Here is a 15,992-nt window from a genome sequence, read left to right on the forward strand (position 1 = left end):
CCCGCGCCGGCTTATGTGGATCGACACCCATTGTCATCTGGACGCCCGCGAATTCGACGCCGACCGCGAGGGCGTGATCGAAGCCGCCCTGGCGGCCGGCATCTCGGGCATCGTGCTGCCGGCCGTGTCGGTGTCGAACTTCGACGCCGTGCGCGCGCTGGCCCGCGAGGGATCGCGCTGCGTCTACGCGCTGGGCATCCATCCGCTGTGCACGCCGGGCGCCGGGCAGGCCGACCTCGACGCGCTGCGCCAACAGGTGGCGGCATCGATCGATGATCCGCGCCTGGTCGCCATCGGCGAGATCGGGCTCGATTTCTTCGTGCCGGGTCTGGACGCCCAGCACCAGACCTGGCTTTACACCGAACAACTCAGGATTGCCCGCGAATTCGACCTGCCGGTGCTGCTGCACGTGCGCAAGTCGCAGGATCAGGTCTATGCCGGCCTGCGCCGCGCGGGCGTGCGGCAGGGCATCGCGCATGCCTTCAACGGCAGCCACGAGCAGGCGCGCCGCTATGTCGAGCACGGCATGAAACTTGGATTCGGCGGCAACGTGACGTTCTCGCGCGCCAGGCAGATCCGGCGCCTGGCCACGGAGTTGCCCATCGAGGCCATCGTGCTGGAAACCGATGCGCCCGATATCGCCCCGGCATGGCTGTCCGACGACCAGTTCGGCGAACAGCACAAGGCTCGCAACACGCCCGGGGAGGTGGCCGGCGTGGCACGTGTCATGGCCGAATTACGCGGTGTGCCGGAGCGCGAACTGGCGCACATCATGTGGCGCAACGCGGTCGCCGCATTGCCCCGCCTGGGCGCGTTCGCGGACATCATGGCGCCGCGATAGTCATCGTTTTTTCGCCATTTCTGGCGCCACACCGCCCGGTGCGATGCAGATTTAACGTTTTGACACACCGGCGCATCATTCGGACACGTTTTCCCCTGCCATTGCACGGTACAAAGCCCCCTTCGTGACATCGATCGGGGGGCTTCATGCGCTTGCTGTTGCTGGCGTTCGTGGTGGGGTGCTGGCTGCTGCAACAGCAGGGCATGCTGCCGGGCCGCGCCGAATGGCTGGCCGGTGGTGGGATTGCCATCGGACTGGCCGGTGCGGCATGGGCCTCGGCACACTGGCGTGGCCGATGGGCGCCGCATGGGCGTCTGGCACTGGGCGCCGCGCTGGCGCTGCTGATCGGCGTGGGCTGGTCCGCGTGGCGCGCAGACGTCCGCATCGCACGCTGGTTGCCACCGGAGATGGCGGGCAAGGATCTGGTGGTGGAAGGCATCGTTGCGGGGCTGCCCGATGCCGTACCGCACGGCACACGTTTCCTGTTCCGCGTCGAGCACTGGCCGGACGGCCCGGCGCGGCAGTCGCTGCCGGCGCGACTGCTGCTGACGTGGCGCGACGAGGCGTCCGGCGACGCCGCCGCGCGCGGGGCATCGCCTGCGATCGATGCGCTACGGCCGGGCCGGCGCTACCGCCTGACCGTACGCCTGCGCCGTCCGCGCGGGCTGGCGAATCCGTACGGCTTCGATTATGCGTACTGGTTGCTGGGGGAAGGCGTGCATGCCACGGGCTACGTGCGCGGAGCCGCCGCGCTGGGCGCTGATGGGCCGGTGCCGTGGCCCGTGCGCGTCGCGATGTGGCGCGCCGGCCTGCGCGATCGCCTGCGTGCCGCCTTGCCGCCCGACGCCCGCTACGGTGCCGTGCTGATCGCGCTGGTGATCGGCGACCAGCGCGGCATTGCACAGGCGGACTGGGACGTCTTCCGGCGCACCGGCATTTCGCATCTGGTCAGTATCTCGGGCCTGCATATCACCCTGATTGCCGGCGCGACGGGCGCCCTGGCGCGCATGCTGTGGCGGCATTCGTTCGGGCTGGGGCGGCGGCTGCGCCGTCCGTTGCCGCTGGTGTGGCCGGCGCAGCAGGCCGCGCTGGCGGTGACCGTGCTGGCCGCGCTCGGCTACGGCCTGATTGCCGGCATGCAGATTCCGGCGTTGCGCACCGTGGCGATGCTCGTCGTGGCTGCCCTGGCGTTGTGGAGCGGCCGGGCGACGCCACTGTCGGTGGTGCTGGCGTGGGCTGCCGGCATGGCGGTGGCGATTGACCCCTGGGCGGTCATGTCGCCGGGGTTCTGGCTGTCCTTCGGTGCGGTGGCCGTGATCTTTCTCCATGCGCGCGACGGTCCGGAAGACAGCCGGCCAACGCCGGCGGAGAAGGGCGCCGGTCGGCGCATGGCCCGCCTGCGGGCCGGCATCGTCAATGCGGCGCGTACGCAGTGGGCCGTAACCATCGGGCTCGTCCCACTGACGCTGCTGCTGTTTGGTCAGGTGTCTCTGGTGTCCTGTGTGGCCAATGCGGTGGCGATTCCGGTGGTAAGCCTGCTCGTGACGCCGCTGGCGCTGGCCGGGGCCGTGCTGCCGGGTGCGTTCGCCGCGCCGTTGCTGGCCGTGGCGCACACTGCGCTGGCGTGGCTGGTGAGCGGGCTGGGGTGGCTGGCCGCGCCGGCATGGGCGGTCTGGGAGGCCGCGCATCCGGGCTGGTGGCGCACGGCGCTGGCCGTCGGCGGGGTCTGGCTGTTGCTGGTGCCGCGACGGCCCGTGTGGCCGCACATGTTCCGGTCTCGCAAGGGCTGCGCGCAGGTCGCGCGGCCGGTTCCACGCTGGGCTGGCGCGGGCCTGATGGTGCCGATGCTGATGGCCGGGCGCGCGGCCGTGGCCGAAGGCGAGATGCGCGTGACGGCGCTCGATGTCGGGCAGGGCACGGCGGTGCTGGTGGAAACGCGCCGGCATGCGCTGCTGTATGACGCGGGGCCGGCCTACGTGTCAGGCACCAGTGCCGGAGGACAGGTCGTCGTACCGTTCCTGCGCGCATCGGGGGTGCGCCGGCTGGACGCGCTGATGGTCAGCCACGAAGACGCCGACCATGCCGGAGGCGTGCGCGATGTCATGCAGGCGGTGCCTGTCGGATCGCGCCTGACGGCGGCACCGCGCGGGCATCGGCTGATGGCGGGAGCGGAAGGTGCCGACTGGCAGCCTTGCGCGAGCGGGGACGGCTGGCAATGGGACGGGGTGCGGTTCGACATCGTCCATCCCACGACGGAGGAACTGGCCGCCGGCAGGCTCCAGAGCAATGCGCGCAGTTGTGTGCTGCGCGTGGCCACGGCGCGGCGCAGCGTGCTGCTGACCGGCGACATCGGTGTGCGAGAGGAACTGGGGTTGGTCGAGCGCCTGCCGCCGGACCAGTTGCGTGCCGACGTGCTGCTGGTGCCGCATCACGGCAGTGGCACGTCATCGCATGTGGCGTTCCTGCGCGCCGTCCAGCCGGAATTGGCGATTTTCCAGCTTGGGTTTGCGAACCGCTACCGCCATCCGCGCGAAGATGTCTGGCGGCGCTACGAGCGGGCCGGTGTCGCCCGCTATCGCACGGACGAGACCGGTGCCGTATCGATCTTGACGTCGGGCGACGCACTTGAGGTCGTGCCGTATCGGCAGCGATATCGCCGCTACTGGCGCGATGGGCCGCCCGCGCCGCGTTGATGCGTGTCAGTTGGCCCGTGCGGGCGCCTTGGCGGATTTGGCCGTGGAACCGCGGCGAGGCTGGGTGCTGGTCTTCGGGCTCGCACTTGCGCTGGCGCTTGCACCGGGCTTGGCTGCGGCCGGCTCCGCGCCGGCAATGCGACGCTCGCGAAGATGGGCCTTGGCGCGCTGCAGTCCGCCCGCGACCGACTCCGCCCGCTCCAGTGCCACGCCGGCGGCCAGCACATCGCCCAGCACCAGATGGCAGATGCGCGACGTCATCGGCGTGTAGACCTCGCTGTCCTCTTCGACGTCGGAGAACACGCAGACGTCGGCCAGCTTGGCCAGCGGAGACCCGCTGTGGGTCAGCGCCAGGACGCCGGCGCCGCTGCCCCGTGCCAGCGTGGCGGCCGCCAGCATGTCCCAGGTGCGGCCGCTGTTCGACACCAGTACGGCCACGTCGCCCGGCCGCAGCAGCGCGGCGGACATGCTGAACACGTGCGAATCGGAATAGGCCGTGGTGGGGATGCCCAGGCGGAAGAACTTGTGCTGGATGTCGAGCGCGACGATGCCCGAATTGCCGCAGCCGTAGAACTCGATGCGCCGCGCGCTGGCCAACAGGCGGATGGCGTGCTCGATCTGGTCGGCGGACAGCGCATTGCGCACGGACATCAGCGTGGCGATGGTGCGGTCGAACACCTTGCCGGCGATGTCGGCGGGCCGGTCGTTGGCCTCCACGTCCTGATGCACGAACGGCGTGCCGCCGCCCACGTTCTGGGCGAACTGGAGCTTGAACTCCTTGAAGCCGTCGTAGCCCAGCGCGGCGCAAAAGCGCGCGATGGTCGGCTGCGAAACGCCAGCACGTTCGGCCAGTTCCGGCATGGTCAGCCGGATGACGCTGGCGCCGTGGCGGGCCACATAGTCGGCCAGCCGGCGTTCGGACGGGCGTAGCGTGTCGTAGACGGCAAGGATTCTGTCGCGCATGGTGAAGGTCGTGCGGGAAACGGTGCGTGGGATTCGTGACAGCGCGCCTCGGGTGGCCGCGTCTTTTGATATGTAGAGATTCTACACATTCGACTGTCGGATTCGCAGCCCCTGGCGCGCGGTTTTCATCCTAGGATTTACCCGGATTTGCGCGCGTAACGCCATTTCTGCGCGGTGGCAAGGCTTCCGGCCAAGTGTCGGCCGTGGCTATAATGTAGAAAATCTACAGATCCGGTGGCCTGTGGCGACTTGTCAGACCTGTCGCGCGGTTGTCCGGATCGCCCCACGAGGATCCATTCCGCCATGACCCAAGCCGCCAAGGGCCACGTCCGCGCCGAAGTTTCGGCCGTCACCGACCGCATCGTCGAACGCAGCCGCGCCAGCCGCGCCGCCTACCTGGCGCGTTGCGAGCGCGCCCAGCAAGACCTGGGGCCGCTGCGCGGCATGTCATGCGCCAACCTGGCCCATGGTTACGCGGCACTGCCGGCCGACGACAAGCTCAAGCTGCGCGTCGAACACGCCCCGAACCTGGGCATTGTCACCGCTTACAACGACATGCTGTCGGCCCACCAGCCCTACGAACGCTATCCGGCCGTCATTCGCGAAGCCGCGCGGGCCGTGGGCGCCGTGGCGCAGGTGGCGGGTGGCGTGCCGGCGATGTGCGACGGCATCACGCAGGGCAATGCAGGCATGGAGCTGTCGCTGTTCTCGCGCGATGCCATTGCCATGAGCACCGCCGTGGCGCTGTCGCACAATACGTTCGACGCCGCGCTGATGCTGGGCGTCTGCGACAAGATCGTGCCGGGCCTGCTGATGGGCGCGCTGCAGTTCGGCCATTTGCCGGTGGTGTTCGTGCCGGCCGGCCCGATGGCCTCCGGGCTGTCGAACAAGGAAAAGGCGCGCGTGCGCCAGCTCTATGCCACCGGACAGGTCGGGCGGGACGCGCTGCTCGAAGCCGAATGTGCGGCCTACCATGGCGCCGGCACCTGCACGTTCTACGGCACCGCCAACAGCAACCAGTTCCTGATGGAAATCATGGGCCTGCACATGCCGGGCGCGGCGTTCGTGCATCCGGACAGCGGCCTGCGCGATGCGCTGACCACGGCGGCGGCCCAGCGCGCGGTGGCGCTGATCGCGCGGGGGCGCGAATATACGCCACTGGCGCAGATCGTCGACGAGCGGGCCGTGGTCAACGCCATGGTTGGCCTGCTGGCCACCGGGGGTTCGACCAACCACACGATCCACCTGGTGGCCATGGCGCGCGCAGCCGGCATCGTGATCGACTGGAACGACTTCGACCGCCTGTCGGCCGTCACGCCGCTACTGGCGCGCGTCTATCCCAACGGCTCGGCCGATGTGAATCACTTCCACGCGGCGGGCGGCGTGGCCTACGTGATCGGCCAACTGCTGGAAGCAGGGCTGCTGCACGAAGATGTGAATACCGTGGTGGGCCGTGGCCTGGCACGCTACACCGAAGAGCCGGTCATGACCGACGGCGCGCTGCGCTGGCGCGATGGCCCGGCCACCAGCGGCGATACCGCCGTGCTGGCCCCGGCATCGGCGCCGTTCTCGGCCGAAGGCGGCCTGCGGCTGATGGCGGGCAACCTCGGGCGTGGCGTGATCAAGGTCTCGGCCGTGGCCGACGCGCATCGCATCGTGCAGGCCCCGGCGCGCGTGTTCGATTCGCAGGAGGCGCTGCAGGCGGCGTTCGAGGCCGACGAACTCAATCGCGATGTGGTTGCGGTAGTGCGCTTCCAGGGCCCGAATGCCAACGGCATGCCTGAACTGCACCGGTTGACCCCGGCGCTGGGCGCGCTGCAGGACGCCGGCCACAAGGTGGCGCTGGTTACCGATGGCCGCATGTCGGGGGCGTCGGGCAAGGTGCCGGCCGTGATCCATGTCGGCCCCGAGGCACTTGTGGGCGGCCCGCTGGCACGGGTGCGTGACGGCGACATCATTCGCGTCGACGCCGTGGCCGGTACGCTCGAACTGGTGGGCGACGCCCGCGTGCAGGCCGAATTCGCCGCGCGCACGCCGGTGGCGGCGCCGGCCGACGATTTCGCGAATTTCAGCATGGGCCGTGGCCTGTTCGGGCTGTTCCGGCGCCATGCGCGCATTGCCGAGGAGGGTGGCAGCGCGCTCGACCTGTCCGAGGCCGATGCCCCGTCGTCGGCCACGGCCGGTGCGGCTGTCAAAACCGCGTCCGCCGTCGCACAATAGGCGGACGTCCGGCCAGGCCCGACCCGCTACAGCCAATCTTCCGACATTCCGTTATCCCCGCGGCGCTGGCGCTCCGGGGCACTGCCGGGCCACGCCGACGTGTGCCCGGCGGCTACCGACAAGGGTGGCAATACCACCCGACACCATGTTCGATGGAGCAGACATGATCTATATCCTGATGGGCGTTTCCGGCAGCGGCAAGACCACCGTGGGCCAGCTGCTTGCAGAGCGGCTGCACTGTGGCTTCCATGATGCCGACACCTTTCACAGCGAGGCCAACAAGGCCAAGATGCACGCCGGCGTGCCGCTCACCGACGAAGACCGCTGGCCCTGGCTGGCTGCCATGCGTGCGGCCATCGACGCCGCCCGCGCCGAGGGCCGCACCCATGTCTTCACCTGCTCGGCGCTGCGCCAGACGTACCGCGACCGCCTGACGCCGCCCGACGGCGGCGTGACGTTCGTGTTCATGAAAGGCGACGCCTCGACGATCGGCGGCCGCCTGTCGGCCCGCGCCGACCACTTCTTCAACCCGGCACTGCTGCAAAGCCAGTTCGACACCCTGGAAGAGCCCCGGGACGCGCTGGTGCTTGATATCCGCCGGGCGCCCGAAGTCCTGGTGGAGGACATCCTGGCCAAATGCCCGCCGGAGTCGGTCTCCTGCGCTGGCCAGGCAAAGACGGCCCACTGATCCCTGCACCAAGGCCGGCCAGGCGTGGCTGGCAAGCATCTTGCTAAACCGTTTTGCGTACCGGCGCATGTCTTGGGCATGCAACCCCTTGCGGGATTTACCGGTGCGGATATGCTGGAAGCGTCGACTCGACGAGGCATCGATAAACGGGTGGCCGGCGGTATTGCCGTGCAGCAGGGCCGAAGAGCAGTCAGGCGGCACGGACCGCGGCAGGCGCCCATTTCCACGAAGGAGCGGCCATCATGGCGGCGCGGTTTTTCGACGAGATGCTGGAAGGGCGAGAGGACGGCACGGTGACGGCCGTCGAGGCCGGACAGGTATTGCCGCCAGGGGCGGTCCGGACTCACTACCGAAGTTTTGCGGACTGGCTCGGCCGGCAGTCCGTGTCCACCATGGACAACAAGCGCGCGGAGGCGGATCTGATCTTCCGGCGCGTGGGCATTACCTTCGCCGTCTATGGCGACAAGGACGAGTCCAACAGCGGCACCGAGCGGACCATTCCGTTCGACGTGATACCGCGCGTGTTCCCGGCCAGCGAATGGGCCACGCTGGAACGCGGCCTGCGCCAGCGGGTGGCGGCGCTGAACCGCTTCATCCATGACATCTACCACGGCCAGGACATCATCCGCGCCGGCGTGATTCCGCCCGACCAGATCTATAACAACGCCCAGTACCGGCCCGAGATGCTCGGTATCGACGTGCCGCGCGACATCTATGCCCATGTGGCCGGCATCGACGTGGTGCGCGCGGGCCAGGGCGAGTTCTACGTGCTGGAAGACAACCTGCGCGTGCCGTCGGGCGTGTCGTACATGCTGGAAAACCGCAAGATGATGATGCGGTTGTTCCCCGACCTGTTCGCCCGCAACCGCGTGGCGCCGGTGGCCCACTATCCAGACCTGCTGCTGGACATGCTGCGCAGCGTGTCGCCGCAGAATATCGCCGACCCTACCGTGGTCGTGCTCACGCCGGGCATGTACAACTCCGCGTATTTCGAGCATGCGTTCCTGGCCCAGCAGATGGGCGTGGAACTGGTGGAGGGCAGCGACCTGTTCGTCGAGGACGATCACCTCTACATGCGCACCACGCAGGGGCCGCAACGGATCGACGTGATCTACCGCCGCGTGGACGACGACTTCCTCGATCCGCTGGTGTTCCGGGCCGATTCGGCGCTGGGTGCGGCGGGGCTGCTGTCGGTCTATCGCGCCGGCAACGTGACGATCTCGAACGCCATCGGCACCGGCGTGGCCGACGACAAGTCGATCTATCCGTATGTGCCGGACATGATCCGCTTCTACCTGGGCGAAGAGGCCATCCTGTCGAACGTACCCACCTACATGTGCCGCCGGCCCGATGACCTGCAATACGTGCTCGACCACATGGCCGAGCTGGTCGTGAAGGAAACCCACGGCGCCGGCGGGTACGGCATGCTGGTGGGCCCGGCCGCGACGAAGGCCGAGATCGACCAGTTCCGCGAGGTGGTCAAGGCGCGGCCCGAGCAGTACATCGCCCAGCCCACGCTGGCGCTGTCCACCTGCCCGACCTATGTGGAATCGGGCATCGCGCCGCGCCATATCGACCTGCGGCCGTTCGTGCTGTCGGGCAAGGAAGTGCGCATGGTGCCGGGCGGGCTGACGCGCGTGGCGCTGCGCGAGGGGTCGCTGGTGGTGAATTCCTCGCAGGGCGGGGGCACCAAGGATACCTGGGTGCTGGAACGCTGAAGCCGAACACACTGATCGCCGGGAGACCCCATCATGCTGAGCCGTACCGCCGACCACCTGTTCTGGATGGCCCGCTACACCGAGCGCGCGGAAAACACCGCGCGCATGCTTGACGTCAACTACCAGACCTCGCTGCTGCCGCAATCGGCCGAAGTGGCCGAGCAGGGCTGGTGGGCGATGCTCGACATCTCCGAGCTGACCCAGGCCTACGACCACAAGTACGGCCTGCTGCACCGTGACGACGTGATCGACTTCATGGTGCGCGACATGACCAACCCGTCGTCGATCATGAGCTGCCTGCGCGCGGCGCGCGAGAACGCGCGGGCGGTGCGGGGGTCGCTGACAACCGAGGTCTGGGAAACCATCAACACCACGTGGCTGGACGTGCAGCGCATGATCACCGAGGGCGAGTTGCGCGACGATCCGTCGCGCTTCTTCGAATGGGTCAAGTTCCGCTCGCACCTGGCGCGCGGCGTGCAGTTCGGCACCATGCTCAAGGACGATGCGTTCCACTTCATGCGGCTGGGCACGTTCCTGGAGCGCGCCGACAACACGGCGCGGATTCTGGACGTCAAGTTCCAGGCATCGGGCCGCGACGACAGCGATCCGAACCGAGAGCAGAACGACTTCTACCACTGGGCGGCCGTGCTGCGGTCGGTGTCGGGCTTCGAGGTCTACCGCAAGATCTACCGGGCCGTGATCACGCCGCAGCGCGTGGCCGAACTGCTGATCCTGCGGCCGGACATGCCGCGCTCGCTGGTGTCGAGCATGGACGAGGTGGTGTCGATCCTGGCGCTGGTGGCCAACCAGCAATCGTCGGAGACCGAGCGCCAGGCTGGTAAACTCCACGCCGACCTCAAATACGCGCGCATCGACGACATCTTCGCCGTCGGCCTGCACGCCTACCTGACCAGCTTCCTGGAGCGCATCGGCGATCTCGGCAATGGCATCAGCCGGGATTTCCTCGTGCCGCTGCTGGCCGCCTGAATCGTCATGCCTGTGCCCGGCGCATCACGCGCCGGGCCTGTGAAGCACCGGCGGGTGGCGTGCCGGGCGCGCGATACGCATCGTGAAATACAGGATCCACCACAAGACCATCTATCAATACACCGAACCGGTGCGTCGCAGCGTGCATGAACTGCGCCTTGCACCGCGCTCGGGGCCGCTGCAATCGGTGCAGGACTGGCAGCTTTCGGCGCCGGGCAACCTGACCGAGGCGCGCGACGGTTTCGGCAATATCGTCCACAACTTCACCATGGCCGGCCCGGCCCGCACGATTGCCATCACCGCCACCGGCGAGGTGGAAGTGCAGGGCGGGATGGGGGGTGAACACGGCGGACACCATGCGTTCGTCGATCTGCCGGACGCGGGCGAGGCGCGCGTCTCGCCGTTGTACTTTGTGGCGACTACGCCTCTTACGCAAGCGCCAACCGGCCTTCAGGCGTTTGCGGCGCCCTATGTGGCGGCCGGCCACGATGTGCCGGCGCTGCTGGCCCTGGCCGGCGGCATTGCCGATCGCGTGCGCTACCAGGCCAATACCACCGATGTCGGTACGTCAGCCGCCCAGGCCTTCGCGCTGGGGAGCGGCGTCTGCCAGGACCAGGCGCAGGTGATGGTGGCCGCCTGCCGTGCGCTTGGCATTCCGGCGCGGTATGTCAGTGGCTACTTCTACGATCCGGCCGCCACGGCGCTGGCCAGCCATGCCTGGGCCGATGTCTGCCTCGATGCCGGCCAGGGCCTGTGGTGCAGTATCGACGTGACGCACCGCTGCGTGACAGATGCCCGCCATGTACGGCTCGCGGTGGGGCGCGACTACGCCTCGGCTGCACCAATTCGGGGCATTCTCGAAGGTGGCGCGGGCGAAACGCTCGACGTCGATATCGCCATCACGCCCGCGGCCTGACCGGGCTGCGCCGGCATTCAAACGGCATAGCGTTTTGCCGAGAAGCTAAAATGCAAGTTTGCCGCCTCATCAGAGGTACGGCGCCCCAACAAGACACCTGTTCATGACGTACTGCGTAGCGATGCGGCTGGATGCCGGTCTGGTATTCCTGTCCGATTCCCGAACCAATGCCGGGGTGGATGCCATTTCCACCTCGCGCAAGATGACCGTCTTCGAAGAGCCGGGCGACCGCGTGCTGGTGCTGATGACGGCCGGCAACCTGGCCATCAGCCAGTCGGTTCGGCAACTGCTGGCCGAGGCCCGCGACGAAAAGCGTTCGCTGTGGACGGCCCGCGACATGTTCGAGGCTGCCACGATCGTCGGCGACGCCGTGCGCGCCGTGCACAAGCGCGATGCCCACGCGCTGCGCGAGGCCGGCATCGACTTCAACGTCAGCATGATCTTCGGCGGCCAGATCCGCGGCGAGCGCACGCGGCTGTTCCATATCTATGCGGCGGGCAATTTCGTCGAGGCGTCGCCCGAGAACTGCTACTTTCAGATTGGCGAGGCCAAGTATGGCAAGCCGATCGTCGACCGCGTGGTGTCGCCGTCGCTGCCGCTGGGCGAGGCCGCCAAGTGCGCGCTGATTTCGATGGATTCGACGCTCAAGTCGAATATCTCGGTGGGCCTGCCGCTGGACCTGCTGGTGTACGAGGCCGATTCGCTGCGCGTGACGCGCTTTGTCAACATCGACGAGAAGAACGCGTACTTCCGCATGATCCGCGACACCTGGGGCCAGCGCCTGCGTCAGGTGTTCGGCGAGATCGCCAATCCCGAGTGGGATGCCGCCGAGCCGGCCGAGTTTCCGCTGGCGCGCGACGAGGCCGACCGCTGGGGCCAACCCGTGCGCGCACGCCGGGAACGGTAGAGGGAAACGTCTACCCCATTCGCGCCGGCGCGGGCGTCGAACGGCGGGGCGCCGCAGTACACTCTGCGGCGACTGCCACATTCCCATTGCACTTGTCTCATGCGCGACATCCTGCTGTTCTCCCACGCCAACGGATTTCCCGTGCCCACGTACCGCAAGCTGTTCGGGGCGCTGGAAGATGCCTTCGAGATCCGCGCCGTCGAACGCTACGGCCACGATCCAAAGTACCCGGTCACGCGCGAATGGCACAATCTGGTGGACGAATTGCTACGTGAGATCGAACGCGCGCGTCGCGAGGGCGCCGATACCCGCAAGGTCTGGCTGGTCGGGCATTCGCTGGGCGGTTTCCTGTCGCTGATGGCCGCGCTGCGCGAACCGCAGCGCGTGCGCGGTGTGGTGATGCTCGATTCGCCGATCATCGCCGGCTGGCGGGCGTCGCTGCTGCGGGCGTCGCAGGTCCTGGGTCTGGACGAAAAACCTGGCCCGGCGGCCGTGACCAAGAACCGCCGCACGCACTGGCCCGATACCGAATCGGTCCGGACCCACTTCCAGGCCAAGCGCAATTTCCAGGTCTGGGACCCGGACGTGCTGCGCGACTACGCCGAGCATGGCACCGAGCCGACCGGCCGGGCCGCGGAACGCCGCCTGCGTTTCGACCGCGACGTGGAATACCGCATCTATCGCACGCTGCCCACCAGCCTGGGCCGGCGCGTGGCCCATGGCGCGCCGGTGCCGGTGGGCTTCATTGCCGGCACGAAATCGCGCGAGGTCAGGCAGGTGGGACTGGGCGCCACGCGCAAGCTGGTGGGCGACCGCCTGCGCTTCATGGAAGGCGGGCATCTCTATCCGATGGAGCGGCCGCTGGAAACCGCCGCCACCGTTCAAGAGCTGATCGGGCAGATGCGCGACAGCGGCCACTGAAGACGGGCACGGCGCCGAGCGGCGCATGCGCCGCAGCGGCGGGGCAGCGCATCGCGGACACCGCCCTGTCACAAAATCCGGGTCGGCGGCGGACGGGGTCTCATGTATAATCCCGATTTCCCCGGCAAGCTCGGTTTATGACCAAATTCGTCTTCGTCACCGGTGGCGTCGTCTCTTCTCTCGGCAAGGGCATCGCTGCTGCTTCGCTCGCGGCCATTCTCGAGTCGCGCGGCCTCAAAGTCACCCTCCTCAAGCTCGATCCCTACATCAATGTCGACCCCGGCACGATGAGCCCTTTCCAGCATGGCGAGGTGTTCGTGACCGAGGATGGCGCCGAAACTGACCTCGATCTGGGTCACTACGAGCGCTTCGTGTCGGCCAAGATGCGCAAGTCGAACAACTTCACGACTGGCCAGATCTATGAGTCGGTGATCCGCAAGGAACGCCGCGGCGAGTATCTGGGCAAGACCGTGCAGGTGATTCCGCATATCACCAACGAAATCCAGGCATTCGTGGAGCGCGGCGCGGCCGCCTCGCATGACGGCAAGGCCGATGTGGCCCTGGTGGAAATCGGTGGTACGGTGGGCGATATCGAATCGCTGCCGTTCCTGGAAGCCGCCCGCCAGATGAGCCTGCGCATGGGCCGCAACCACTGCGCCTTCGTTCACCTGACGCTGGTGCCGTTCATCGCCAGCGCCGGCGAACTGAAGACCAAGCCGACCCAGCACTCGGTGCAGAAGCTGCGCGAAATCGGCATTTCGCCGACGGCGCTGCTGTGCCGTGCCGACCGTCCGATCCCGGACGACGAGCGCGCCAAGATCTCGCTGTTCGCCAATATTCCGCAGGACGCCGTGATTTCGGTGTGGGATGCCGACAGCATCTACAAGATCCCGCAGATGCTCAACGAACAGGGCCTGGACCGCCTGATCTGCGAGGAACTGCGCCTGGACCCGAAGCCGGCCGACCTGTCGATGTGGCAGAAGCTGGTGAACGCTCAGGAAAATCCGCAGCACGAAATCAAGATCGGCATGGTCGGCAAGTATGTCGACCTGACCGAATCGTACAAGTCGCTGATCGAGGCCCTGCGCCACGCCGGCATGCATACCGCCACGCGCGTCAATATCGAGTACATCGATTCCGAGGAACTGGAATCGGGCCACCTCGAAGTGCTGCAGCCGCTGGACGCCATCCTGGTGCCGGGCGGCTTCGGCAAGCGCGGCACCGAAGGCAAGATCCGCGCGATCCAGTACGCCCGCGAGAACAAGGTGCCTTACCTGGGCATCTGCCTGGGCATGCAGCTGGCCGTGATCGAATTCGCGCGTGACGTGGCAGGCATGAAGGACGCCAATTCGACCGAATTCAACCTCGAGACCGAGCACCCGGTGGTGGCACTCATCACCGAATGGGTGGACCGCGAGGGCAAGGTAGAGCAGCGTTCGGCCGAATCCGACCTGGGCGGCACGATGCGCCTGGGCGCGCAGCGCGTGCCCATCCAGGCTGGTACCAAGGCCGCGCAGATCTACGGCGCCGAAGTCAACGAGCGTCACCGCCATCGCTACGAGGTCAACAATCACTACGTGCCCCAGCTCGAAAAGGCCGGCATGGTGATTTCGGCCCGTACCCCGACTGAAAACCTGCCGGAAATGATGGAGCTGCCCGAGTCGATGCACCCGTGGTTCGTGGGCGTGCAGTTCCACCCGGAATTCACGTCGACCCCGCGTGACGGCCATCCGCTGTTCAAGGCCTACGTGGAAGCCGCGCTGGCCTCGCAGCAGCGCAAGGGCGCCTGACGCGCCGCGACGAAGGAGACAAGCCATGAAACTGTGTGGATTCGACGTCGGCCTCGACAAGCCGTTCTTCCTGATCGCCGGCCCGTGTGTCATCGAGTCCGAACAGATGGCGCTGGACACCGCCGGCGAGCTCAAGCAGATCACCGGCGAGCTGGGCATCCCGTTCATCTACAAGTCGTCGTTCGACAAGGCCAACCGGTCGTCGGGCAAGTCGTTCCGTGGTCTGGGCATGGAGAAGGGCCTGGACATCCTGGCCACGGTGAAGCGCGAAATCGGCGTGCCCGTGCTGACGGACATCCACGAGATCGACGAGATCAAGCCCGTCGCCGCCGTGGTGGACGTGCTGCAGACGCCGGCCTTCCTGTGCCGCCAGACCGATTTCATCCGTGCGTGCGCCCAGAGCGGACGCCCGGTGAACATCAAGAAGGGCCAGTTCCTGGCGCCGCACGACATGAAGAACGTGATCGACAAGGCGCGTGACGCGGCCCGCGAGGCCGGTCTGCCCGATGACGTGTTCATGGCCTGCGAGCGTGGCGTTTCCTTCGGCTACAACAACCTGGTGTCGGACATGCGCTCGCTGGCGATCCTGCGCGAGACCGGTGCCCCGGTGGTGTTCGACGCCACCCACTCGGTGCAGTTGCCGGGCGGCCAGGGCACCAGCTCGGGCGGCCAGCGCGAGTTCGTGCCGGTGCTGTCGCGTGCCGCGGTGGCCACCGGCGTGGCGGGCCTGTTCATGGAAACCCATCCGGACCCGAGCAAGGCCATGTCCGACGGCCCCAACGCGGTGCCGCTGTCGCGCATGAAGGAACTGCTGTCCGTGCTGAAGGACCTGGACATCCTGGTCAAGCGCGCCGGCTTCCTGGAAGACAACTTCGGCTGGCCGGCCTGCGCCTGATCCAGCCAGCAGTACCCGCCGCCCGCGCCTGTCGCGGGCGGCGTCGCTTCCGATGCGTCAGATCGGGTGCGCGCGTGAATCGCCCCGGACGCACTGGTATCGAAAGACAATACAAAAGATTCGGAGATAGCGTATGGCCGCCGGCCTTATCATCGCGTACGTCGACGTGACGGATCCCCAGCAGTACGAGCAGTACAAGGTGCTTTCCACGCGGGCCATGCAGGCGCACGGCGCGCAAGTGCTGGTGCGGGGCGGCAAGACCGAGCCGCTCGAGGGGCAATGGGCGCCGACGCGCGTGGTGGTGCTGAAATTCCCGAGCTACGAGGCCGCCAAGGCCTTCTACGCCAGCGAGGAATACCTGGCAGCCCGCCAATCCCGCGAGCATGCGGCAAAGATGAACATGATCGTCGTGGAAGGCGTCTGAGACTTCCACCCGTCATCTGGCACGTAGAA

The 15,992-nt window shown here is 67.5% G+C and carries 13 protein-coding genes; 12 read left to right on the top strand and 1 reads right to left on the bottom strand.

The window, feature by feature from the left end; translation table 11 throughout:
* Window positions 1-13: 13 nt before the first annotated feature.
* Window positions 14-841, top strand: coding sequence for a TatD family hydrolase (locus D9X30_RS23815; protein ID WP_153948928.1), 828 nt, complete (start codon window positions 14-16; stop codon window positions 839-841).
* Between the two features lie 146 nt (window positions 842-987).
* Window positions 988-3,534, top strand: coding sequence for a DNA internalization-related competence protein ComEC/Rec2 (locus tag D9X30_RS23820; RefSeq protein WP_153948927.1), 2,547 nt, complete (start codon window positions 988-990; stop codon window positions 3,532-3,534).
* A 6-nt stretch (window positions 3,535-3,540) separates the two neighbouring features.
* Here D9X30_RS23820 and D9X30_RS23825 read toward each other — a convergent pair whose 3' ends face one another.
* Window positions 3,541-4,497: a MurR/RpiR family transcriptional regulator gene (locus D9X30_RS23825; RefSeq protein WP_153948926.1), complete on the bottom strand. Its 957-nt coding sequence runs from the start codon at window positions 4,495-4,497 to the stop codon at window positions 3,541-3,543.
* Between the two features lie 303 nt (window positions 4,498-4,800).
* On the opposite strand from D9X30_RS23825, the gene edd reads away from it, so the two are divergent.
* The 10 genes from edd to D9X30_RS23875 all read left to right on the top strand — a co-directional run bounded on the left by edd (window position 4,801) and on the right by D9X30_RS23875 (window position 15,963).
* Window positions 4,801-6,717 carry a phosphogluconate dehydratase gene (gene edd / locus D9X30_RS23830; protein ID WP_153948925.1) on the top strand — a complete coding sequence of 639 codons (1,917 nt, stop codon included), beginning with the start codon at window positions 4,801-4,803 and terminating at the stop codon, window positions 6,715-6,717.
* A 163-nt stretch (window positions 6,718-6,880) separates the two neighbouring features.
* Window positions 6,881-7,405: a gluconokinase gene (locus D9X30_RS23835; protein WP_153948924.1), complete on the top strand. Its 525-nt coding sequence runs from the start codon at window positions 6,881-6,883 to the stop codon at window positions 7,403-7,405.
* A 242-nt stretch (window positions 7,406-7,647) separates the two neighbouring features.
* Entirely contained in the window at window positions 7,648-9,123 is a 1,476-nt protein-coding gene (locus D9X30_RS23840; protein WP_153948923.1) for a circularly permuted type 2 ATP-grasp protein, read from the top strand.
* A 33-nt stretch (window positions 9,124-9,156) separates the two neighbouring features.
* Complete coding sequence (locus D9X30_RS23845; protein WP_153948922.1) at window positions 9,157-10,110, top strand: alpha-E domain-containing protein; 954 nt, start codon at window positions 9,157-9,159, stop codon at window positions 10,108-10,110.
* An 82-nt stretch (window positions 10,111-10,192) separates the two neighbouring features.
* Entirely contained in the window at window positions 10,193-11,026 is an 834-nt protein-coding gene (locus D9X30_RS23850) for a transglutaminase family protein (RefSeq protein ID WP_249641072.1), read from the top strand.
* Window positions 11,027-11,129: 103 nt separating this feature from the next.
* Window positions 11,130-11,933: a proteasome-type protease gene (locus D9X30_RS23855; RefSeq protein WP_092596288.1), complete on the top strand. Its 804-nt coding sequence runs from the start codon at window positions 11,130-11,132 to the stop codon at window positions 11,931-11,933.
* Window positions 11,934-12,032: 99 nt separating this feature from the next.
* Entirely contained in the window at window positions 12,033-12,854 is an 822-nt protein-coding gene (locus tag D9X30_RS23860; RefSeq protein WP_153948921.1) for an alpha/beta fold hydrolase, read from the top strand.
* A gap of 137 nt (window positions 12,855-12,991) precedes the next feature.
* Entirely contained in the window at window positions 12,992-14,644 is a 1,653-nt protein-coding gene (gene pyrG, locus D9X30_RS23865; protein WP_092596280.1) for a CTP synthase, read from the top strand.
* A 25-nt stretch (window positions 14,645-14,669) separates the two neighbouring features.
* Window positions 14,670-15,539: a 3-deoxy-8-phosphooctulonate synthase gene (gene kdsA / locus D9X30_RS23870; protein WP_153948920.1), complete on the top strand. Its 870-nt coding sequence runs from the start codon at window positions 14,670-14,672 to the stop codon at window positions 15,537-15,539.
* A 133-nt stretch (window positions 15,540-15,672) separates the two neighbouring features.
* Complete coding sequence (locus tag D9X30_RS23875; RefSeq protein WP_153948919.1) at window positions 15,673-15,963, top strand: DUF1330 domain-containing protein; 291 nt, start codon at window positions 15,673-15,675, stop codon at window positions 15,961-15,963.
* Window positions 15,964-15,992 lie beyond the last annotated feature (29 nt).

This window comes from Cupriavidus sp. U2, from assembly GCF_009663685.2.
In the GTDB taxonomy this organism is placed as follows: Bacteria; Pseudomonadota; Gammaproteobacteria; order Burkholderiales; family Burkholderiaceae; genus Cupriavidus; species Cupriavidus necator_C.

Excerpts from the sequence above, each read along its gene's own strand:
- D9X30_RS23815 (WP_153948928.1), top strand. The coding sequence starts at position 14 with ATGTGGATCGACACCCATTGTCATCTGGACGCCCGCGAATTCGACGCC.
- D9X30_RS23820 (WP_153948927.1), top strand. The coding sequence starts at position 988 with ATGCGCTTGCTGTTGCTGGCGTTCGTGGTGGGGTGCTGGCTGCTGCAA.
- D9X30_RS23825 (WP_153948926.1), bottom strand. The coding sequence starts at position 4,497 with ATGCGCGACAGAATCCTTGCCGTCTACGACACGCTACGCCCGTCCGAA.
- edd (WP_153948925.1), top strand. The coding sequence starts at position 4,801 with ATGACCCAAGCCGCCAAGGGCCACGTCCGCGCCGAAGTTTCGGCCGTC.
- D9X30_RS23835 (WP_153948924.1), top strand. The coding sequence starts at position 6,881 with ATGATCTATATCCTGATGGGCGTTTCCGGCAGCGGCAAGACCACCGTG.
- D9X30_RS23840 (WP_153948923.1), top strand. The coding sequence starts at position 7,648 with ATGGCGGCGCGGTTTTTCGACGAGATGCTGGAAGGGCGAGAGGACGGC.
- D9X30_RS23845 (WP_153948922.1), top strand. The coding sequence starts at position 9,157 with ATGCTGAGCCGTACCGCCGACCACCTGTTCTGGATGGCCCGCTACACC.
- D9X30_RS23855 (WP_092596288.1), top strand. The coding sequence starts at position 11,130 with ATGACGTACTGCGTAGCGATGCGGCTGGATGCCGGTCTGGTATTCCTG.
- D9X30_RS23860 (WP_153948921.1), top strand. The coding sequence starts at position 12,033 with ATGCGCGACATCCTGCTGTTCTCCCACGCCAACGGATTTCCCGTGCCC.
- pyrG (WP_092596280.1), top strand. The coding sequence starts at position 12,992 with ATGACCAAATTCGTCTTCGTCACCGGTGGCGTCGTCTCTTCTCTCGGC.
- kdsA (WP_153948920.1), top strand. The coding sequence starts at position 14,670 with ATGAAACTGTGTGGATTCGACGTCGGCCTCGACAAGCCGTTCTTCCTG.
- D9X30_RS23875 (WP_153948919.1), top strand. The coding sequence starts at position 15,673 with ATGGCCGCCGGCCTTATCATCGCGTACGTCGACGTGACGGATCCCCAG.